This is a genomic window from Thalassotalea euphylliae (assembly GCF_003390375.1).
In the GTDB taxonomy this organism is placed as follows: domain Bacteria; phylum Pseudomonadota; class Gammaproteobacteria; order Enterobacterales; family Alteromonadaceae; genus Thalassotalea_F; species Thalassotalea_F euphylliae_A.
Map to the genome: position 1 here is coordinate 182830 of NZ_QUOT01000001.1, position 20503 is coordinate 203332.

The following is a 20503-nucleotide window of genomic DNA, read 5'->3' on the forward strand; positions in this document are numbered from 1 at the left end:
TGACTCAATACAAAGGGGGTTACTCTTCACCCTTCTTTTTTCTGATACTTAATCCGAGCTCTTGACCTCGATATTTCGCGTAATATGTACCACCAAAAAACATCAGGCTGGCAAATATTAGTTCAATCAATGGGTAAAGCTTATTAGCTGACACCCATAAACTGGTCAAGCTGTGTAGGAAATACCACATGACAATAAAATTAGACCAGGCAAAGGTATAAGGATTTCCTTTTAACATACCCTTAGCTGGAAAAAATAACGGCACTACGAATAAAACTAACGCTAGCCAAGGGCCAAGTGAGCTTGGTTCAAGCACCAGTAACCACAGTGGCATAAATGCCAATAAACCAAAGTAGCCAATTAAGGCTATTTTTTTATAGGTTGCAGTGTTGATGGATTTCATTGAAGTTAAGGCCTATTAAACTAATGGGCTATAGCAAGGCATTAACATTTTCTGGTGGACGACCAATAACGGCTTGTTCACCTTTAACCACAATGGGGCGCTCCATGAGTTTAGGAGTGGCGGCCATGGCGGCGAATAATGTATCGTCATCTGCGCCTTTTAGTGCTTGCTCTTTAAACTCGGTTTCTTTAGTGCGCATCATATCAATAGGTGCAACCGATAATTTTTTTGCTAAATCGCGAAGTGCATCTTCAGACAATGGAGTTTTTAAATATTCCACCACTTCATGTGCAGCATTAGCAGATTCGATAAGTTGAAGTGTTTGGCGGCTCTTTGAGCAGCGTGGATTATGGTAAATAGTTAACATAAATTTTCTCAGTGTTTACATGTTAGATACGCTTGCAGCAATCGCTTACAGGCGTTTTAGTTTATTTTGTTGGTCTTCAAATTGTAAAATACGGGCTTTAATTCGCTTTTGGATTAGTGGTTTTCCTTCCGCGAAATTATAACCTGTTTGCAACTCATCAATTGCTTTAGGGTAAGCGCCTAGTAGGGCATAAACTTCTGCCTGTGTGGTGTGCATCAACGCTGTTTTTTTCGCTTTGCGGTAAACTTCATTCAATAAGTCGTAAGCAATAAAGTGCTTTGGTTTGACGAGTAAGAAGTCTTGTAGCACTTGTTCAGCTTGATCGTATTGTTGGTTTTTTTGCAGTGCGTTAGCATAGTTCAATGCGACCACTTGATTGTTTGGCATTAATAAATTCAGCGCTGCCAACATGTCGATTGCACTTTGATACTCCTCTAGTTCGAGGTAGGTATCAGTTAATGCGTCAACATAAAACAAGTTACGCTTATCATTAGCCAGTAGCTGCTCTAACAACTGTTTTGCTTGGTTGTAGTCTTCGTTGGCAAAATACGAAAGTGCCAAACCATAGTTAGCCGCTTCTTTAATGGCGTACTGTTGCTGTTTAAGAATGTGCTGAAATTGCGTGATATTGTTTTTCGGCTCACCTTGATATCGCGCTTGAATGCGCGCTTTAGCCAACTCAAATTCGAGGCTAGGTGGCAGCTGAGTTCTTGGATAATTTTGTGCTCTTAAACGGGCATCGCTAATTCGAGACTCTGGCAGTGGATGGGTCAATAGCATTGCCGGCGGCTTAGATTTATAGCGGAACCGTTCAGCCATCTTGCCAAAAAAGTTCGGTGCACCCATTGGATCAAAATTACTATTCACCAATAACGCGATGCCGACGCGATCTGCCTCTTTCTCGTTGCCTCGTGTGTAATTTAATGAGGCTTGCTGGCTTGCCGCAACGCTGGTACTTAGTGCCGCAATACCAACGGTTGGGTTAACTAAGGTCAGCAAAACACCGCCGAGCATACCCGCAAGCGTCAGCGGTTGGTTGGCAGATTGCGCTTCCAGCCGACGTGCCAAATGGCGCTGCGTAACGTGTGATATTTCATGGGCAAGTACTGACGCTAGTTCACTTTCCGTATCAGCTGTGGTGATAAGCCCAGAATGTACACCGACATGGCCGCCGAAGAAGGCAAATGCATTAAGTTCATTGTTGTTTAAAACAAAAAACTTAAATTTGTAGTTAACATCTTGCGCATTTCTAACCAAGCGGTTACCAAGGTGGTTAAGGTATTCGGTGATCACCGGATCGTGCAAAATAGGTTGTGTGGCCCTTAAATGGCGCATCATGGCGTCACCGACCACGCGTTCTTTATCGATTGATAAAATACTTGAGCCGGCAGCCCCTATTTCAGGTAATTCATTTTTGTCTTGTTGTGCATTAATAGGAGAACTACCAATGGTTAAGCACAGACCAATACTGAGTAAAACAGGTTTAAGCTTAAACAAAATTATCCCACTTCATTGTTATTAGAGTTAGCTAGACCAGCGATAAGTGCATCTTTGTGATGCTTGATGGCTTCTTGGAAAAATCTAGCGATATTAGGTCCTTTGACCTCAACGATTTCAAATGATTCATCCAAATAGCCAATTAATCTTTCTACTCTGCGGTAAATATGACGGATCAGCGCGACATCCGCTTGATCGCCGTTTTCAGCGGTTATCATAATAAATGACATTAAACTGTTAACGCGAAATAAGCGGCGCATCGCTTCTGGGATCCAGCGTTGAAATGGACACATGGGGTGATCGATCATGTTGTGATTCATTCGTTGACCGCGAATGACAGGGTAGCAATGAAGCTCATAGCCCATGTCGTTGTATACATGACGTAGGCTGACTTGTGGTTTAATCGCAACTGTTATCTCACCACTATTATCAACATTGCCTTTTAGTAAATTTAGATTCCAGTACTTTTTTTCTAAAATATTGGTGTAGCCACTTTCAAACCCGTGACTGAGGATACCATCAAGTTCACCTGCCGAACTGGCGACCATATGATAGAGCGCTGAAACATCTCCCCAAGTGAGCTGCTTTTTTAAAGCGTTTATTTCTTTTAAATCGAATGTTTCAGGTAAATCCAGCATATATACAAATGGTTGAAAACAAAATTAAACTACGACACTTGTTGTATTCGATTGTCGCAAATTAGATAATCAAACAAAAGAGCTGTGTAACAATTTACAATGAATTATCAGTATGACGCCAGTGGCGAAGTGTGCCCGTTGCCTTTAGTTAAGCTGCGAGTGTTACTGAAAAAAATGAAAATTGGTGATAGTTGTCGATTATTAATAAAAGACACGGGATCGAAGAGCGATATTCCCAAATTGCTCGACAAACTTAATTACCCATACACGTCAAGCATCATTGATGATGGGATTCAAGAACTCAATATTAGGATCAGGTAACAATTTTATGGTCAGGTTTTTTAAAGACTGGTATACGCGCAAGTTTTCAGATCCGCATGCCGTCACGCTCGTGGTTATTCTGGTGACGGCGTTTTTGGCGGTCTATTTCCTAAGCAGCTTGCTAATGCCAGTATTTGTGGCAATGGCGATTGCCTTCTTACTTGATTTGCCAGTTAACCGCTTAACTAATGCCGGAATTAGCCACAGTTGGTCGGTGATTATGGTGGTTGCTGCATTTGTCGGTGTCTCGTTAATCACTTTCTTAGGGTTGATGCCAATAGTGTGGCAGCAAAGCACGAACTTGATGCAAGAAGTGCCGCATATGGTCACGGAAGGTCGTACTTATTTGATGACGTTACCGGAAAAATATCCAGAAATTGTTCAAGCTGAACAAATAGAGCATATGATTGCGCTGACAAACGACAAATTGTTGGAATGGGGACAAGTGGCGATTGAGGCAACGTTAAACTCACTTTCTGACTTAGTTGCCTTGATTATTTACCTAATACTTGTGCCGATCATGATCTTCTTTTTCCTGAAAGATAAGCGAGAATTACTGACAGGCTTTAGTCGATTTTTACCGAAAGAGCGTCGCATGGCGAGTCAAGTCGGTAAGGAAATGAATCAGCAGATCCTTAACTATATACGCGGCAAGTTAATCGAGATATTGATTATTGGCGCAGTCAGTACGGTTACCTTTATTTTCTTAGATTTGCGCTACTCAGTGCTGCTTGGCGTATTGGTTGGTTTGTCTGTACTCGTCCCTTACGTTGGTGCAACACTGGTAACCTTACCTGTGATGTTAGTGGCCTTGTTCCAATTTGGCGTTAGTCCAGAATTTGGATACGTAATGCTAGCTTACGGAATTATTCAAGTACTCGACGGTAACTTGCTAGTACCGGTGTTGTTTTCCGAAGCGGTAAACTTACATCCGGTGACCATTATCATCGCAGTTATCTTCTTTGGCGGTATGTGGGGCTTTTGGGGCGTATTTTTCGCTATTCCACTGGCAACATTAGTGAAAGCCGTTGTTAATGCTTTTCCAAATACGCCACTTGACGAGGAGCAGTCTGTGACTGCGTAACGCCGTTAAATTGGGCGCATAACTTAGCTTCACGTAAAAATAAAAAAGCCCTGCTTGTTAAACTACCAAGCAGGGCTTTTTGTCTGTAAAAGGTAAATGTAACCAGTAATAAGCTTATACTTGGTTAAGTACTTCTAATACGACCTCGTGATGGTTTTTCGTTTTAAACTTGTTAAATACGTGACTAATTTTACCGTCTAAGCCAATTAAAAAACTTAAACGGTGAATACCGTCGTATTCTTTGCCCATAAACTTTTTCAATCCCCAAACACCGAAGTCATCAGCCACTTTGTGATCTACATCTGATAATAAGGTGAAGTTAAGCTCGTCGCGTTGGCAAAATTTATCTAGACGTTTGCTTTCATCAGGGCTAATACCAAAGACAACAGTGTTTAGATTGTCTAGCTCAGTTTTACTATCTCTTAATCCTTGTGCCTGCACTGTACAGCCAGGTGTCATTGCTTTTGGGTAAAAGTATACAAGCACTTGCTGTTTGCCGATGTAATCTTGTAATGATACTCCGTCGCCGTTTTGGTCAGGTAACGTAAATAATGGGGCAGTATCGCCAACTTGTAGTGTATTCATATCTAAATCCTGCGTTATATTTGTTATAGCATTGCTGATGGTTGCACGTAGCCGCCTAGCTACTGCTTATGGATACAACCTTGAATATCGAACTGCTGGCAAAGTTCTAAAAAGTCAGTTTCGATAGTATCAATACTCGTGTCTTGATTGACCGTAAATTCAATGCTGGCACTCATATTGTTGGTAACAGGGTCAATATCTGACTTTAATGACGAGATATCTATCTGTCGATTTGCAAAAAAAGCGGTAACCGCTTTTAAAATACCAGGCTGATCAATACCCGTGTATTCTGCCGAGTACATTTGAGTCTTATCGAGCACATGGTAGCCAGAGGTACGTTTCATCATGGTGATAAGTTCAAGCTCAACGGCCATGGTGGGCAAACGCGCTTCAATTTGATTGATGGCACGCATGTCGCCTTGCAGTAACATGATGAAGGAAAATTCTTTACCAAATATCGCCATACGACTGTCAAGAATATTACATTCACACTCGCTTGCTAGGTTAGTAAGCTCACTGACACTACCGTTTCTATCTGCGCCCATGGCAGTTAGTACAAGATATTGAGACATTCGTCGCCGTTTTTTGAATAAATAAAGGGCGGCATTGTAACTTACTTAACCTTAAATTATTAGTTACCTACAAAAAATTATCGCTAGTGGTGGAATTATCGCCACAAATCACCGACTAAGCGGCTTTCACCTTGTTATTAGCATGGCTGGCAAGTACCATGAGCGCAGTTTGTTGTAATGAAAATAGTTAACAAGTTTACGGGTATGTTTAGAGGAAGCATTGTCGCTTTAATTACGCCATTTACCGAGCAAGGGAAAATAGACTATAGCGCCTTAGCTCAGTTGATTGATTGGCATATAGCTCAAGGTTCGCAAGGGTTGGTAATTGCTGGAACAACGGGTGAGTCTGCAACCTTATCAGATAATGAAAAAATTGAGCTGGCCCGCTTTAGCGCAAAACAGAGCGCAAAACATAATGCAGGGCGAATTCCAGTGCTTGTCGGTAATGGTTGCAATGCCACAGCGCACGCTGTTGAACTTACTAAGCAACTCAACGATACCGGTATCGATGGCTACTTAACGGTCACCCCGTATTACAACAAGCCAACTGAACAAGGCTTACTAGCACACTACAGCGCGATTAACTCAGCAAGCGAATTACCCATACTGCTTTACAATGTGCCAAGTCGCACGAGTTGTGATTTATCGCCAAAGCTTGTCAGCCTGCTTGCGGAACTATCTCACGTTTGCGGCATCAAAGATGCGTCAGGTGAACTATCTCGCATAGATGAACATCGCCAGTTATGCCCAGAAAACTTCGCGCTGCTTAGCGGTGACGACGAATCTGGCACAGAGTTTTGTAAACTCGGTGGTGACGGTGTAATATCAGTGACCGCTAATGTGATGCCAAAGGCAATGGCGCAAATACAGCAGCTTATAGAACAAGAAAAATTCCAGCAAGCTGAGTTAATTGACCAGCAGTTGGCAAAATTACATAAAAATTTATTTGTTGAGTCAAATCCAATCCCAGTTAAGTGGGCGATGAGCGCAATAAACCGTTTACCTAGCGCCCATATGCGTTTGCCTTTATGCCAATTAACTCCTGCAGGGCAGGCTGTTATGTCGGCAACGTTAACTGACTTAACACAACATTTTCAGGAGATTTAATGAGTCGTCGTAGTCTTTTATTATCGGTATTAGCACTTTCCGTTTCGGCATGTAGTAGTGTTCGTCATAACCAAGCTTCCGGCGATTTTGAATATGCAACTGGTGAGGAAGCAACGCCATTAGTCGTGCCGCAGTCGCTAGATAAGCCAGCAGCGAAGAGCGACTTTAAGGTTGCTAATGTTAAAAATACCCAAGGTCCAGTGGGTCAAGCTGTTGATGTTCGAGCACCATCGCTGGTTTTGCCTATCGCAGCATCTTCGCGTGTTGTGCCAGAAAATGATGATGCCATTATTTGGTTTGATAAAGTGCTTGAAGACAAGGACTTGGCACAATTCATTGAATTAGCCGTTAAAGATACCTTGCTGGAAAGCAGTGTTGAGTTTAATAGCCTTGCTGATAAACCGTTATCATTTGAGTCTGATTGGTTTCACAGTGAAGAAGAGTCAGGCTGGATTTTCAAACAAGTAGACGCCTCTGAAAGTATGCGTTTTCGCTTTGACCTAACAACTAAGCCGCATGGCCGTAGCGTTTCATTGCAAGTTTCCATGATTGACTACATGAAAACCGACCAATCAGGTTCAACTAAAACACCAAACATTATTGACAAGCATCGCGCTGAAATGGCGTTGCTTAACGAAATTACGGCAACTGTTGATTATAAATATCGATTGCAACAACGAGAAAATCGCTTAATGCGCGCTAATCAAAAGTTAGTCACTGTTGGTGAAAATCCTCAGGGTGAAGCGGCTTACGTGGTTGAAATGGAAACAGACTTGTTATGGTCAAACCTACCGATCTTTTTTGAACGATACGGTTTTGATATTGCAGATTTGAATGAAAGCAAAAAGATTTACTTTGTTGACTTCACGCAACCAGATATTAGCCTTTGGGACCGAATTTGGGGCGATGATGTGCCAGTTATTGAACTTAGCAATGCCAGCTATCAATTCCACTTGAAACCCTTGGCTGAATCACAAAGCACTGCACTAACCATTTACAATAGTGAACAACAAGCATTAACGAAAGAAGTGTTAGAGCAAATCTTCCCAGTAATGGAACCTGCGCTTTCTTTCCGAGATTTGTAAGCGTAATACTGAGTGTTAATAAGTAATAAATAGCAAAAAACTCAGTTTATCGGAGTTTTTTGCTTTTAAGTAATTGTTTCTCCAGAATGATGGCGTCGTCTAGTGCTTGTTATTTAGGTTATTACACTGCTTACGCGCAAAAACTTAAGCGGTTTATAAGTTTTTTGTTTTATTAAAGCTAGGTAACGCGTCATCTTGCGCTTTTTTCGGACTGCGCGGTAAGGTTTCTTCCAAATCGTTCAAGCCTTTTTTACGCATCGGCTTTTGTGCTGTTTTATGCACTGTACTAAAGTTACCAACGATAAATAAAAATACCGCCACGATAATTAGAATAACTACCCAATGATTATCCATGCGGATAAGCTCCAATATTCATAATATAAGTGTCGTAGAGTTCGTCTAAATTGCTCAAAATAGCCGACTTTCCGGCAATTTCTGCCTGTGCAATACAATCGGCTAGGCAATTTAGGGTTAAGCTAGCTTGAAAATCACTAGCACTGTCAAAGTGTGATATATGCCAAGGCTCTACGGCAACGCCACCTCGGTATTTATCGTAAGGAAAGAAAAAACCAAAGTCACTAGCGTGTTTAGCAAGCCATGTACTTAATCGGTGCATTGGCCCACCTGCTTGGTATTCCCATTGCTCAAGCTTGAGCGCTTGATTGTCGCCAAGTAGGTTGCTTGCGTAAACATCTAGGTCTGTACCCCAATGGTGGCGGCTGGCGCCAGGCAGGGCAGAGAATAACATAATTGCCTTTATTTTTTCTAAATCGCTACGCGAGCTCATATTGACTGCTTGCTCATTGATATCAAGCACTGGCAGTTCGCCATGAAACTTTCTATTCCAGATGCTCAACTGTCGCTCGAAAGAGCGGAAGCTGCTGGCAAGTGTTAATGTTAGTTGCTCGTGAGCAGCGGCCTCAACCATGGATTGCCAAGCATGGTACACCTGATGGTTTATACCGTGACGTTCATCCAGCCATTGAATATGCTGGGCTTCTATACCTGTTACCGTTGTTACAGTTATCGATTTAGTCAAATTTCACTCGTTTATACAATTCGCTAAGTGCCTTTGTGAGCCTTATTCGGTTTATTTTACATTGCTGAAAAGGTTGTTTTAGGCATGCTAATCAGCGCCTTTGGTGCACAAAATATTGACCATGCTGTGATAATAAATATCGACAAGCTTAATTAAATCGTCACAAGAAACGCATTCATTCACTTGATGAATGGTCGCATTGCACGGACCAAGTTCAATAACTTCAGCACCTGTAGGTGCAATAAAGCGACCGTCAGAGGTGCCGCCAGATGTTGAAAGCTCAGTTGCTTGCCCAGTTACCTGTTCAATCGCATTGACCACGCCGTCCAATAGTACACCAGGTTCGGTAATAAAGGGTTTGCCGTTGTATGTCCATTTAATGTCGTAATCAAGCTGGTGACGCGTCAGGATTTCATTAACGCGGTTAACAATCGTTTGGTCGTCTAATTCCGTGCTGTAACGTAAATTAAACAGCGCAGTTAGCTGACCCGGTACGACATTGGTTGCCCCCGTGCCACTGTGGATATTGGTTAACTGAAAACTGGTGGCAGGAAAGTAATCATTACCTTGATCCCACTCAGTTTGACTAAGCTCAGCTAATGCAGGGGCGGCAAGGTGAATAGGGTTAATGACATGATCAGGGTAAGCAACGTGACCTTGTTTGCCTTTGATCACTAACTCGCCAGAAATAGAGCCACGACGCCCATTTTTAACGACATCACCTACTTGGTGCGAACTTGATGGCTCACCGACAATGCAGTGATCTATCTTTTCATTGCGTGCTTCAAGCGTGTCAATGACGCGTGTGGTGCCATTGATAAACGGTCCTTCTTCGTCACTGGTAATCAAAAAGCTAATAGAACCCTGATGATCTGGATGATCGGTAACAAAGCGCTCAGTGGCGATTATCATTGCAGCCAGCGAACCTTTCATATCGGCAGCGCCACGACCGTAAAGCATATTATTATGAATAACAGGGGTAAAAGGCGCAGTGTGCCATTGCGTCAAGTCACCGGGTGGCACAACATCGGTATGGCCAGCGAAGCAAAACAGCGGTTGCTGTTGGCCTTTTCGTGCCCACATATTGGTTGTGTCTTCAAACACTAAACTTTCAACATCAAAGCCGAGCGGTGCTAACCGCTCAGCCATTAACTGCTGGCAACCTGCGTCTTCTGGTGTAACAGATTCACGTGCAATTAGCGCTTTCGCAAGCTCAATAACAGGATGGTTCATGATAAAAATGTGTCAGCGAAAGTATCTGCTTTAAAGCCTACCACAACTTGTTCGTTAATAAGTGTGACTGGGCGTTTGATGAGCGTAGGCTCTGCCAGCATAGCGGCTTTGGCAGTGGCTTCGTTTAGGTTATTTTTAATATCGTCTGCTAAGTTGCGAAAACTGGTACTGCGTTTATTAAGTAATTGCTCCCAAGTTGCTTTTTCAAGCAAAGAGGTCAGTAGTTCGTCACTTAGGCCGTCTTTGCGAAAGTCATGGAAGTCGTGCTCAATATTTTGCTCTGCTAACCATTTTCTTGCTTTTTTTACTGTGTCGCAGTTTGGAATGCCGTATAGGGTTGTCATGTTAGTCTCTTATAATGCTGTAATTATTATGGCCAAGGGCATCAATGGCTTTATTGATTAGGTTATCTTTCACCAGAATATAATCAGTGTCGAACGTCGAAATCGCGAATATACTGATTTTCTCAGCCGCTAGAATACTTGAAATACGGGATAAAATACCCGTTAGGCTAAAGCCCAAAGGGCCGACAACTTCCAAAGCTCGCCAATCTTTTTCCACATCTTCACTGTCCAGTGTAATGGATTGCGGCAACACCAATGATACTTCGTCGTAAGTTTTGGCAATAAAGTAAATAGGCGCTGAAAAAGCTTCCGGTGGAATGGTACTTTCTGGCGCTAAACTATGTATCGCAAAGGTTTCCGAGAGCAATTGTAATGTCAGAGTGTTACTGGTCATATTTGCGTCTATTGTCGGCATTAAAGAGTTTGTATCTTAGCAAGTTTTACTGCCGTTGACTAACCGCTGGTTTTAGCGTTTTGTATACAAGAATTATAGTTTTATGCAGTTAAGCGTAATTTTGAGTGAAAACACGTAAAAAGCTTAGGTAAAGATCGCGTTTTAACGCCAGTAAATTGCCAAGTTGCTCAAATTGGGTAAAAAATGATATCCACAAAACCTGTGGATAAGTTTGTTAGCAAACCATGGGAAAGATTTAAAGTTTTTGAATTATAAAGGAAAATATAATGGCTCGTTTTTTGACTAGTTAAACATCAGCAAAAAACAGGATAAAAGGGTTAAAAATAGCGGCTTTTGTCAAAGCCGCTACAATTTGGTGCATCATTACCAATTAAATTGGCTTGATATGGCGAAAAGTGTCAGACTTTTTTACTTATCTGCTTGAATTGCCGTCAATGCGATGGTGTAAACAATATCATCAACTAGCGCGCCACGAGATAAGTCGTTGACCGGCTTAGCCATACCTTGCAGCATTGGGCCAATACTGATCAAGTCTGCAGATCTTTGTACAGCCTTATACGTCGTATTACCAGTATTTAAATCTGGGAACACAAATACGGTTGCTTGACCGGCAACTGGACTGTTTGGTGCCTTTTTCTTGGCAACATTTTCCATAATTGCCGCATCGTATTGCAGTGGCCCATCGATTATCAAGTCAGGGCGTTTTGTTTTAGCGATTTCTGTTGCTTTTGTTACTTTCTCAACATCAGCGCCAGAGCCAGAAGTACCTGTGCTGTAACTGATCATTGCAACTTTCGGCTCAATACCAAACTGTGCTGCAGAATCGGCAGATTGAATTGCAATATCAGCTAATTGCTCAGCATCAGGATCTGGGTTAATCGCACAATCGCCATATACCAGTACTTGATCAGGTAATAGCATAAAGAATACTGACGAAACTAGGCTAGAGTCAGGTGCTGTTTTTACCAGTTGTAGTGCAGGGCGGATGGTATTAGCTGTCGTGTTTACTGCACCTGAAACCAGACCATCAACTTGACCAAGTTGTAGCATCATGGTGCCAAGTACAACGTTGTCTTGCAGTTTTTCACGTGCCACAACATCGGTTAAGCCTTTGTGCTTACGCAGCTCAACCATAGGGCCAACGTAGTTCTCGATGATCTCTTTTGGATCTGTGATGATCACGCCCGAAGATAGGGTGATTCCTTGTTGCTCGGCTAAACGCAGAATTTCTTCTTTGTCGCCCAATAGCTGACAGCGGGCAATGTTGCGCTCTGCACAGATGGCAGCAGCTTTAATCGTACGAATGTCATTACCTTCCGGTAAAACAATGAGCTTGTCGGCATTACGGGCTAATACGGTTAGCTTGTGTCTGAAAGCTGGCGGTGAGAATTGACGGTTAACGGCTACGTTTTCAGTGAATTCGCCTACCCAGTCGTGATCAAGGTGATCGGCAACAAACTGCTTCACTTTGTCTTGGCGCTGAACATCATCTTCTGGCATTTCTGGGTTGAAACTCATGATATAGCGAGAAGTTTGCCATGTATCAGATTGCACCGAAAGCACAGGTAAACCAGCATCTAAGGCTTGCTGGCAAAGCGCTTTTACATTGTCGTTTGGCACATAACCGTTAGTTAATAATAGAGCGCCAACTTTAGTACCGTTTAACGCTGATAAACAAGTAGCGACGATAATATCAACGCGATCGCCCGGGGTAACTATGAGTCGACCTGCAGCTAAGTGACTCGTTAAGTTGGCGACTGAGCGGGCACAAAACGAAACGCTGCGAATTCGGCGGTGCTCGTAGTCACCTTCGTTGAGCACGTCAGCACCTAAATAATCTGCAATATCTTTAACGCGTGGCGCGATTAAATCATGCTCCCAAGGAATAGTACCGAGTAATCGAAAACGTGCATCGTTAAAAATGCTAAGGTTTTGCCAACTGTCCAAATCAAGTGTTGTCTGAGCCTCGTGTTCACGCGGCAGCAAACCATATTCGTCAGTATCTGGCGAATTGACTTTGTTAATGATACAACCGACTAAGCGTTTACTTTTTAAACCACCGTATGTTGCGGCAGAAACTTCAATACGATCTTCAAATTCTTCCAGTGAATCATTATCAGGCGATGCAACCAAGACGACATTAACCGATAGGGCTTGTGATACTTCGCGATTAAAGCGCGCGGCATAAGGTTGTCTGGTGGTCGGAATTAACCCTTCAACGATAACAATGTCGTACTCTTGTGTTAGCTTGCTGTATGTTTCTACAATTTGCTCTAACACAACTTCAAGATCGCCATCGCCCATTTTTTCTTCAACATAACTAATCGGTAAGCTAAGCGAATCTGGGTTAGCACTTTCTACTTTTCTGCCACGGCGCACATTGCGCGCTGGCTGTGAAATAGGCTTGTAATGAACAACCTTAAGACCTTGCTGCTGACAAGCGTGATACAAACCGAGTACCACACTGCCAAGGCCAACACCAAAGCCAGCAGGGACTAACATAACTTGATGTGACATGAGTTATCCTTGAATTAATTGGTGAGTTTGATTGGCAATAACCCACTCTTCGTTAGTTGGCACAACCAACACTGCTGGCGATGGAGCGGTAGCAATGTTAAGTGATTTTCCGCGAATGGCTTGTGCATTTAGCTCAGGGTCAATTGCTACACCAAGCACGGCCAGTTGCTTTACGATTTGTTCACGCACGTAATCGGAATTTTCACCAATACCACCAGTGAATATAATACCGTCTAATTTCGATAAGCTTACTGTCATTGCGGCAAGTGACTTAGCAATAGTGAAACTGAATACATCTAAGGCCAGTTTTGCTTGCGGGTTGTTTTGTTCTAGCGCTTGGTCTTCAAGCGTACGGCAGTCGTTGCTAATGCCAGATAAACCCAATAAACCACTTTCTTTGTTAAGCATAGTATCAACTTGCTCAACCGTATAACCACAGTGTGTGGTCAGGTGGAAAATTACGCCAGGGTCGATATCACCACAGCGAGTACCCATAGTAACACCCGCTAGCGGCGTGAAGCCCATGCTAGTATCAACGCTTTGACCAGCTTCTATTGCGGCCAAACTACAACCATTGCCCAGGTGCACGGTGACTAAACTTAATGCTTCTATGTCTTTATCTAACATGGTGGCTGCTTCGCGACTGACGAAGTAGTGGCTGGTGCCATGGAAACCATATTTGCGAATGCTATGTTCTTTGTACAACTGTTGTGGCACAGCATATAAAAAGGCTTTGTTTGGCATCGTTTGGTGGAATGCTGTGTCAAATACCGCGACTTGTGGTAAGTCAGCAAATGCCGCTAACGCCGCTTCAATACCTTGTATATTGGCAGGGTTATGAAGTGGTGCTAGGTTGCTAAGACTTTTCAGTTGCGCCATGACTTCATCGTTAATCAAGGTTGGTTGATGATACATTTCACCACCGTGTACTACACGATGACCAATAGCGACTATGCTTTGAGTTAGGCTGTTCGTTTGTAAAAACTCGATTAATGCAGCTAATGCCGCTTGATGGTTGTATGACGCTGCTAACGAAAACGTTTGCTTTTCGCCGTTAAACTTGATGGTAATTGAAGCATCACTAGCGCCTAGGCGTTGTGCTAAGCCAGAAAGCGACTCTTCTTTGGTTGCAACATCAATAAGTGCGAATTTTAATGAGGAACTGCCACAGTTAATGACAAGGATAGTTTGTTTAGTCATAGCCACTCAAATTTGGTTGTTTGTCTAATAGCGTAATAAGGTTAGTCTATTTTGCCAAAATACAGTTTAAGTATTTGCTCTAATTATACTATGTGTGATTTACAATTAGAAATCCGATTACTCTTTTTTACTGTTTTTTACCAAAGGTATGGTTTACATTTAAAGCTATGAAATTAAGTGTCTCTGCATTAATCAAACTGGGTTATCAATACATGGAGCTTTGGCCAAAACGGCCTGAGTTGGCTCAGTACTTTGCTGAATATAAAACGGTACGATTTGCTCGCTTGGTGGTTAACTATGCCCCAGGTTTGGCGGTGTTGTCGTTGATTTTGCAATTGGGCCTACAACCCACAAATGGCGTAGTGATGGGCCTGTTTTATTTTATCCTGTTATTGTCTATGCCTGTTCAGGCCATGGTTATGCTGGGCGTAAATGCCGATAAAGTGCTACCACCATCGCTTGCCGCTTGGTATAAGCAAGGGGTCGCTCGCTATAATCAGCAGGGCGGCTCAATAAAGCTTTCGGTGAACAAACCTAAATACCTTGATTTAGCCAAGCTGTTAAATATGACCTATCAGCAAGCTAAAAAGTAGTATTGCTGATAGGTACTCACTTTAGCTATTCCCTTAACTTTCTTAAGTCCTTTAGTTCTTTTGATAAAGCTTGATCAGAAAATCTGCTTGGCAAGTAAACTCTACTTGTTTAGCTAACCACTCTTTAACCTGCTCACTGGCTTTAAATGCAAATGGTGTCATTGACAACAGGTTTAAGCAATCTTCGCCAGTGGCTAATGTCATTGGATAACCCAATTGCCATTCATCTACCAGTGTTAATTCGCTAATTGGTTGTCTAGTTTCATCGTGCGGCAAAGCTTGTTGATAGACTTGCTGTTTGAGCTCGGCTAGGTGATTAGCACCTGGGGTTACGGTGATCAGGTACCCTTGTTCAGCTAATACACGGGTAAATTCTGGCTCAAGAATTGGCGCGTAAATTGAAACAATCCAATCAAAAAAGCTATCTGCAAATGATAACTTGGACAAGGTGCCCACACTAAAGTGACAGTCGTGATATTTTTTACCGGCTTTTTTGATGGCTTCCTTGGCTATATCAACACCATAAACCTGATTGTTCTCTTGCTTATGTTGGTGAGTGTAATAACCTTCACCGCAGCCAGCGTCTAGCAGTTTACCTGTGGCAAGACCAAACTCCTGATATTTCGCGACAAGACATTCAATTAGTGGTTGATAGTAGCTTTTTTCTAGAAAAGCACGGCGGGCATTAACCATGGCTTTATTGTCGCCCGGGTTTTTAGAGTGCTTGAATTGAACGGGCAACAAGTTGACATAGTTTTCTTTCGCCAAGTCAAAACAATGGTTTTGCTCGCAGCGGTAAATGCTATTTGTCAAAGCCAAAGGGCTTTGACAAATAGGGCAGCTATATTCGGCAACACTTACTGACATTGCTTACTCGCGGCTACTTAAATGTTGACCAAATCGGCGCATGATCTGAAGGTTTCTCAATACCGCGCAGTTCATAATCAACGTCAGATTCAACACAGGTTTTGGCTAATGCAGAAGTTGCTAGTACAACATCAATACGTAGGCCGCGATTGTCGTCAAACCCTTTTGAGCGATAATCGAACCAAGAGTAACGCTCTGTTTTTTCTGGGTGTAATTCACGAAAAGTATCTTTAAAGCCCCAATTTAATAGCGTTGCTAACCACTCGCGCTCTTCTGGCTGGAAGCTACATTTACCTGTTTTTAACCAGCGTTTACGATTCACTTCGCCGATGCCGATGTCTAAATCAATCGGGGAAATATTAATGTCACCCATAATCACAATGTTTTCGTCAGGTGTGTGGTGCTCGTTTAAATAGGTCATTAGATCTTTGTAGAATTGGCGCTTATACGGGAATTTAGTTTCGTGGCTAATATTGTCACCCTGCGGGAAATAACCGTTTAGCACGGTAACTTTTTCACCGGCGCTATTTGTGGTTTCTACCATTATCATGCGACGTTGTGCTTCTTCCGTATCTGTCGGGAAGCCTTTCATTACTTTATCTGCTGGCTTTTTACATAGCATAGCAACACCGTAATGGGCTTTTTGACCATGAAAATAAACGTGATAACCCATAGCCTCGACATCTGCTAAAGGAAAGGCCTCATCATGTACCTTAATTTCTTGTAGGCCAATAATATCAGGCTGGTGCTTGTCTATTACCGCTTGTAGTTGATGAAGTCTGGCACGTAGGCCATTGATGTTAAATGAGATTATTTTCATGGTTAGCTATCTACTTAAGTCACTTGGGCTGATTTACAAATGCTTGGCACATTGTTAGTGCCTCATAAATTTATGGATGATTTGCCAAATCACGCGCCGAAATTGGAATGTAGGGTATTAGAAAACAATTGTTTACTGATGGCAACGACTGCTTGCTAGATTTAATTGTGACTAATGAGTAATTATGATGAATGAGAAGTTGCTCAGTAGTGGTTGATTCTGCCAATTCGCTGAGGGCGTCACGCCAACATAAAACTAATGGCAAAGTTGACCCCTTTTGGGGCTAGAGGCATTAAAAATTAGATTTTAGATTAATCTATTTTTAACAACTTTATAGCATTTTGTAACTTAATGTAGCTATCGGGTAACACCTTGTAGTTTAAGTTGTTATCTCGGTATAAGTTATTTATGGTTAAGCACAGTCAAGACAATAAAAACGGCAGTATGTTGCAGGCTAAGTTGGTAAAAAAAGCCAGATAACACATGCAATTATTGCGATAAATAGGCAAGATTATGGACTGTTAACGAAAAATAACGGTTTATAACAACGATTGGAGTGAAAATGTCAGATAACATGTCATCGGTAAAAAAAATACTTTTGGTGGAAGATGACCGCCAACTATCTGATCTAGTAACAGATTTTTTAACGACTGAGGGTTTTCATGTAAAGCAAGAGTTCCGTGGCGACACTGCTGCGAAACGCGTTGAAAGTTTTACACCAGATTTGATTATTCTCGACGTTATGTTGCCTGGCAAAGACGGCTTTGCTGTTTGTCGTGATGTAAGAGCAACTTATAACGGGCCGATTTTGATGCTTACTGCCAAGGGAACTGATTTTGATCAGGTACTTGGTTTAGAAATTGGTGCTGATGACTATGTAATTAAGCCTGTAGAGCCACGTGTTTTACTGGCAAGAGTGAATGCTTTATTGCGTCGTGGTGAACTGGCAACAGATACCAAAGACAAAGAAGTGTTGAACATTGGTGAGCTATACATTAACCGTGGTTCAAGGCAAGTGACCTTGCACGAAGAAAGTATTGAGCTGACTAGCCAAGAGTTTGATTTATTGTGGTTACTTGCAAGCCGAGCTGGAGAAGTACAAAACCGTGATTATATATACAAAGCCGTTGTTGGCCGCGAGTATGACGGTATGGACCGGAGCGTTGATGTACGCATTTCTCGCCTTCGTAAAAAACTACACGATAGCAACGACACACCATTTCGTATCAAAACTATCTGGGGTCAAGGCTACTTATTCGTTCCTGATGCATGGAACTAGCATTCCCTTCAATTTTCGCATGGCAGGCAATAATAGCTCGCCATGCGCAGCCAGCATTGTGAAAACCCCGTATTAAATGAAAACTTTTGTCAAAATAGGGCGCTCGTTTCTCAGCCTATACTTCCTGATTACCTTAACTTTTATTGTTGCCTCTTGGTTGCTCGATGAAGTGTGGAACTCGTATATGGAGCAAGATATTGAGTCCTACACTGGCTACAAAACCATGTTGCATGCGATTGGCGATTATGTCACCAATCATCCACAAGAAGAGTGGCAACAAGTCGTTGAAAATGCGGCGATTCGCTATCATTTACCGCTTTCGTTAGTAAAAATTGCTGATATTGAATCGCAAGGGATAGCCGGTGAGCGACGTTTGCTGGGTGCTGGCAATACTTATGTATACATTGAAAAAGATACGGTTTCGCTACATCACTTAATCGCGGGCTCTGAATTTGTGATTACGTTAGGGCCAACAGAGATGCCAACGAGGCCGAGAGCCGAAACCATGGTTCGAGTGTTAGTGCTGATAGCCTTGGCTGTGATGATTCTCGTGTGGCTGTGGCCAATCTCTAGAGATCTACACGCGCTTCGTAAAGTGACTAAAGAGTTTGGTACTGAGCATTTTGATGTTCGCGCCCAAAAACCTAAGTCCATTATGATGGCAGGGCTAGTGCATGGTTTTAACGCCATGGCTGAGCGGATTAAAGATTTGGTTGATGCGCACAAAGAGTTAACGACGGCAATGTCGCATGAGCTAAGAACGCCCCTAGCACGCAGTAAATTTGCATTACAAATGCTAAGTCATGCGAGTGAGGAAACAAAACGACAAAAATACGTAAAGCAGATATGCGGCGACATTAACGAGCTTGAGAGTTTAGTAAATGAGCTGCTTGAATACGCCTCCCTTGAAGATGACAAACCTAAATTAAACTTTGGTGAGCATAACCTTGACGATATTATCAGTCGGCAGATAGGGCTTGTCGGTGGCCAATGCGTGCAAGTGAGCTACAACGCACCTGATATCCCAGTTATAGCCGATTGTGATCGTCTATATATTGAACGAGCACTGAGTAATTACATTTCTAATGCCATTAAATACGGTGATGGCCTTGTGGTTATTTCGTGTGAAACAACGGAACAAGACTGCGTTATCAAAGTAGAAGACAATGGTAATGGTGTCGATACTTGCATTGAAAATACCTTGTTTGATGCATTCTCTCGCGCAGATGACAGCCGAAATAAGGAAACTGGTGGTTTTGGCTTGGGACTTGCGATTGTTAAGCGTGTGCTTGAGTGGCACGGTGGTCGTGTCTATACAGAGAAGAGTCGCTTAGGTGGTGCGTGTTTTGTGATGCAATGGCCAATAAAAGGCCAATAGCTTCCTTTTACAGCCTCTATAGCCTCTATAGCCTCACTATGGCAAAAAGTTAACAATTTGGGCAATAGACGAATATCACTTGAAACCCATATTAAATTTTAGATTAAGTTTTAGTCTATTGGCCTGCTACTATCTTTTGTTTAATTTTTTTGGTTAACGTTTAATCGCTAACTTGAGGTTGAAAATCACACTGATTGCTTCAGTGCCTAATGACTAATTTGGTCTATATTTATTCGGTATGTTCACCCTTTGAACAGTTAACTAAAACTTCCCACTTATTTGATAATTTTTTCTAAAGGTTAAGCAATCTGCGCCGATATGTTAGTTGTTCCACTAGCAGTATTATTGGCAGCAAACCCTTTGATAGAAAACATCCATCTTCAACATGAGCACCAACTTGGTGAATCGCTAAATAAATGCGTTCATCATGAAAGACGTGCTGATTTTTCGTTGATGCTTGCGATGTTAAATGATGATGTTCGTCAGCAAAGCCAGTTTCTTATGCCAAAAACTGAGCAAAGTGTCGCTGAAATCACTGATGCTCGTTTACGTGCTGAACTAGAACTTCCAAAACCCGCTTCATTAGGCATAACTAACAGCAATCAAATTGCTCAATATGATCAAGCGGCACTGGCTGAGCAAGACTTAATGGCGTCCATTAAATTGAGTGATGCACTTAACCCTAAGCCAATTAGCTTTCGCGATAATAAACATCATCTACCGACACATGTTGTTGGTAATACGAGTATTCATTGCCAAACTCGCAGTCTTTCTGGTTCAGAAGATTTGGCAGGCATCAATGAAAGTACCGTTTCTGAACCACAAGAGTCATCACCTAAACGTATGCAGCTTGATGCAAAAGGTTGGTTGAAATCGATTCAACATTCCTTAATTAAAACAGAGCAGCCGTTAATTACCGAGCAATTTGCCTAGTCACATACTTGGCAACTCTTCTGTTTTTCAAATGTTCCTTTAATACCAATTTCAATAAATACTTGATTATTCTAGCTGGTTAAAACGCTTATAAACTACGTTGTTATTTTGAGATTAGAATAACTACTAACTTCAAAATGAGCCCTGCCAACATGGATGTAGTTACTTAGGTTTTGCTTGGAGCATAAAACTTGTGTTTATGAATCTTTTTTCTGCGCCACAATTA

23 protein-coding genes are annotated in these 20503 nt (G+C 42.2%); 8 read left to right on the forward strand and 15 right to left on the reverse strand.

Annotated elements, in window-relative coordinates:
* Positions 1 to 19: 19 nt before the first annotated feature.
* Genes DXX94_RS00870 through DXX94_RS00885 form a run of 4 tightly spaced genes read right to left on the reverse strand, consistent with a single transcriptional unit; the run spans position 20 to position 2905 of the window.
* A complete protein-coding gene (locus DXX94_RS00870; RefSeq protein WP_116013253.1) occupies positions 20 to 403 on the reverse strand; it encodes a DUF2069 domain-containing protein in 384 nt (127 codons plus the stop codon).
* Between the two features lie 28 nt (positions 404 to 431).
* Entirely contained in the window at positions 432 to 770 is a 339-nt protein-coding gene (gene arsC, locus DXX94_RS00875) for an arsenate reductase (glutaredoxin) (protein ID WP_116013254.1), read from the reverse strand.
* Between the two features lie 45 nt (positions 771 to 815).
* Positions 816 to 2267 carry a M48 family metalloprotease gene (locus DXX94_RS00880; RefSeq protein ID WP_116013256.1) on the reverse strand — a complete coding sequence of 484 codons (1452 nt, stop codon included), beginning with the start codon at positions 2265 to 2267 and terminating at the stop codon, positions 816 to 818.
* A 2-nt stretch (positions 2268 to 2269) separates the two neighbouring features.
* The gene (locus tag DXX94_RS00885; RefSeq protein WP_181901451.1) at positions 2270 to 2905 is read right to left on the reverse strand and encodes a hypothetical protein; all 636 of its coding nucleotides are present in this window, start codon (positions 2903 to 2905) and stop codon (positions 2270 to 2272) included.
* Positions 2906 to 3004: 99 nt separating this feature from the next.
* On the opposite strand from DXX94_RS00885, the gene DXX94_RS00890 reads away from it, so the two are divergent.
* Together DXX94_RS00890 and DXX94_RS00895 are read left to right on the forward strand one after the other, a co-directional pair.
* On the forward strand, positions 3005 to 3226 hold the full coding sequence (locus tag DXX94_RS00890) for a sulfurtransferase TusA family protein (RefSeq protein ID WP_116013257.1): 222 nt from the start codon (positions 3005 to 3007) through the stop codon (positions 3224 to 3226).
* 7 nt (positions 3227 to 3233) lie between these two features.
* The gene (locus DXX94_RS00895) at positions 3234 to 4310 is read left to right on the forward strand and encodes an AI-2E family transporter (RefSeq protein WP_116000093.1); all 1077 of its coding nucleotides are present in this window, start codon (positions 3234 to 3236) and stop codon (positions 4308 to 4310) included.
* Between the two features lie 114 nt (positions 4311 to 4424).
* On the opposite strand, the gene bcp is transcribed toward DXX94_RS00895, so the two are convergent.
* Positions 4425 to 4895: a thioredoxin-dependent thiol peroxidase gene (bcp, locus tag DXX94_RS00900; protein WP_116013259.1), complete on the reverse strand. Its 471-nt coding sequence runs from the start codon at positions 4893 to 4895 to the stop codon at positions 4425 to 4427.
* Positions 4896 to 4954: 59 nt separating this feature from the next.
* The gene (locus tag DXX94_RS00905; RefSeq protein ID WP_116013261.1) at positions 4955 to 5467 is read right to left on the reverse strand and encodes a glycine cleavage system protein R; all 513 of its coding nucleotides are present in this window, start codon (positions 5465 to 5467) and stop codon (positions 4955 to 4957) included.
* Positions 5468 to 5644: 177 nt separating this feature from the next.
* Between DXX94_RS00905 and dapA the strand changes: the two genes are divergently transcribed.
* Positions 5645 to 6574 carry a 4-hydroxy-tetrahydrodipicolinate synthase gene (gene dapA, locus DXX94_RS00910; RefSeq protein ID WP_258872058.1) on the forward strand — a complete coding sequence of 310 codons (930 nt, stop codon included), beginning with the start codon at positions 5645 to 5647 and terminating at the stop codon, positions 6572 to 6574.
* Positions 6574 to 7659, forward strand: coding sequence for an outer membrane protein assembly factor BamC (gene bamC, locus DXX94_RS00915; RefSeq protein ID WP_116013262.1), 1086 nt, complete (start codon positions 6574 to 6576; stop codon positions 7657 to 7659). Before dapA ends, bamC begins: the two co-directional genes overlap by 1 nt.
* Before the next feature lie 153 nt (positions 7660 to 7812).
* Here bamC and DXX94_RS00920 read toward each other — a convergent pair whose 3' ends face one another.
* The 7 genes from DXX94_RS00920 to DXX94_RS00950 form a co-directional block, all read right to left on the reverse strand.
* Positions 7813 to 8013 (reverse strand): hypothetical protein, encoded by a 201-nt coding sequence (locus DXX94_RS00920; protein WP_116000098.1) that lies wholly within the window; start codon positions 8011 to 8013, stop codon positions 7813 to 7815.
* Positions 8006 to 8698 carry a M15 family metallopeptidase gene (locus tag DXX94_RS00925; protein WP_220348008.1) on the reverse strand — a complete coding sequence of 231 codons (693 nt, stop codon included), beginning with the start codon at positions 8696 to 8698 and terminating at the stop codon, positions 8006 to 8008. The genes DXX94_RS00920 and DXX94_RS00925 overlap by 8 nt, the downstream gene beginning before the upstream one ends.
* 87 nt (positions 8699 to 8785) lie before the next feature.
* Positions 8786 to 9931, reverse strand: a complete 1146-nt coding sequence (dapE, locus tag DXX94_RS00930) for a succinyl-diaminopimelate desuccinylase (RefSeq protein ID WP_116013266.1) — start codon at positions 9929 to 9931, stop codon at positions 8786 to 8788.
* Positions 9928 to 10275 (reverse strand): ArsC family reductase, encoded by a 348-nt coding sequence (locus DXX94_RS00935; RefSeq protein WP_116013267.1) that lies wholly within the window; start codon positions 10273 to 10275, stop codon positions 9928 to 9930. Before DXX94_RS00935 ends, dapE begins: the two co-directional genes overlap by 4 nt.
* 1 nt (position 10276) lies before the next feature.
* Positions 10277 to 10669: an ACT domain-containing protein gene (locus DXX94_RS00940; RefSeq protein WP_116013269.1), complete on the reverse strand. Its 393-nt coding sequence runs from the start codon at positions 10667 to 10669 to the stop codon at positions 10277 to 10279.
* A gap of 429 nt (positions 10670 to 11098) precedes the next feature.
* On the reverse strand, positions 11099 to 13207 hold the full coding sequence (gene pta / locus DXX94_RS00945) for a phosphate acetyltransferase (protein WP_116013270.1): 2109 nt from the start codon (positions 13205 to 13207) through the stop codon (positions 11099 to 11101).
* A gap of 3 nt (positions 13208 to 13210) precedes the next feature.
* Positions 13211 to 14407, reverse strand: coding sequence for an acetate kinase (locus DXX94_RS00950; RefSeq protein WP_116013272.1), 1197 nt, complete (start codon positions 14405 to 14407; stop codon positions 13211 to 13213).
* A gap of 167 nt (positions 14408 to 14574) precedes the next feature.
* Between DXX94_RS00950 and yfbV the strand changes: the two genes are divergently transcribed.
* On the forward strand, positions 14575 to 15000 hold the full coding sequence (yfbV, locus tag DXX94_RS00955) for a terminus macrodomain insulation protein YfbV (protein WP_116013274.1): 426 nt from the start codon (positions 14575 to 14577) through the stop codon (positions 14998 to 15000).
* 51 nt (positions 15001 to 15051) lie between these two features.
* On the opposite strand, the gene rlmA is transcribed toward yfbV, so the two are convergent.
* Together rlmA and xthA are read right to left on the reverse strand one after the other, a co-directional pair.
* Entirely contained in the window at positions 15052 to 15867 is an 816-nt protein-coding gene (gene rlmA / locus DXX94_RS00960; protein ID WP_116013275.1) for a 23S rRNA (guanine(745)-N(1))-methyltransferase, read from the reverse strand.
* Between the two features lie 13 nt (positions 15868 to 15880).
* Positions 15881 to 16687, reverse strand: coding sequence for an exodeoxyribonuclease III (gene xthA / locus DXX94_RS00965; RefSeq protein ID WP_116013277.1), 807 nt, complete (start codon positions 16685 to 16687; stop codon positions 15881 to 15883).
* A 562-nt stretch (positions 16688 to 17249) separates the two neighbouring features.
* On the opposite strand from xthA, the gene DXX94_RS00970 reads away from it, so the two are divergent.
* The 3 genes from DXX94_RS00970 to DXX94_RS00980 all read left to right on the forward strand — a co-directional run bounded on the left by DXX94_RS00970 (position 17250) and on the right by DXX94_RS00980 (position 20277).
* Positions 17250 to 17966, forward strand: coding sequence for a response regulator (locus DXX94_RS00970; RefSeq protein ID WP_116000108.1), 717 nt, complete (start codon positions 17250 to 17252; stop codon positions 17964 to 17966).
* A 76-nt stretch (positions 17967 to 18042) separates the two neighbouring features.
* Positions 18043 to 19344, forward strand: a complete 1302-nt coding sequence (locus tag DXX94_RS00975) for a sensor histidine kinase (protein WP_116013278.1) — start codon at positions 18043 to 18045, stop codon at positions 19342 to 19344.
* 318 nt (positions 19345 to 19662) lie between these two features.
* Entirely contained in the window at positions 19663 to 20277 is a 615-nt protein-coding gene (locus DXX94_RS00980; protein WP_116013280.1) for a VC2046/SO_2500 family protein, read from the forward strand.
* Positions 20278 to 20503 lie beyond the last annotated feature (226 nt).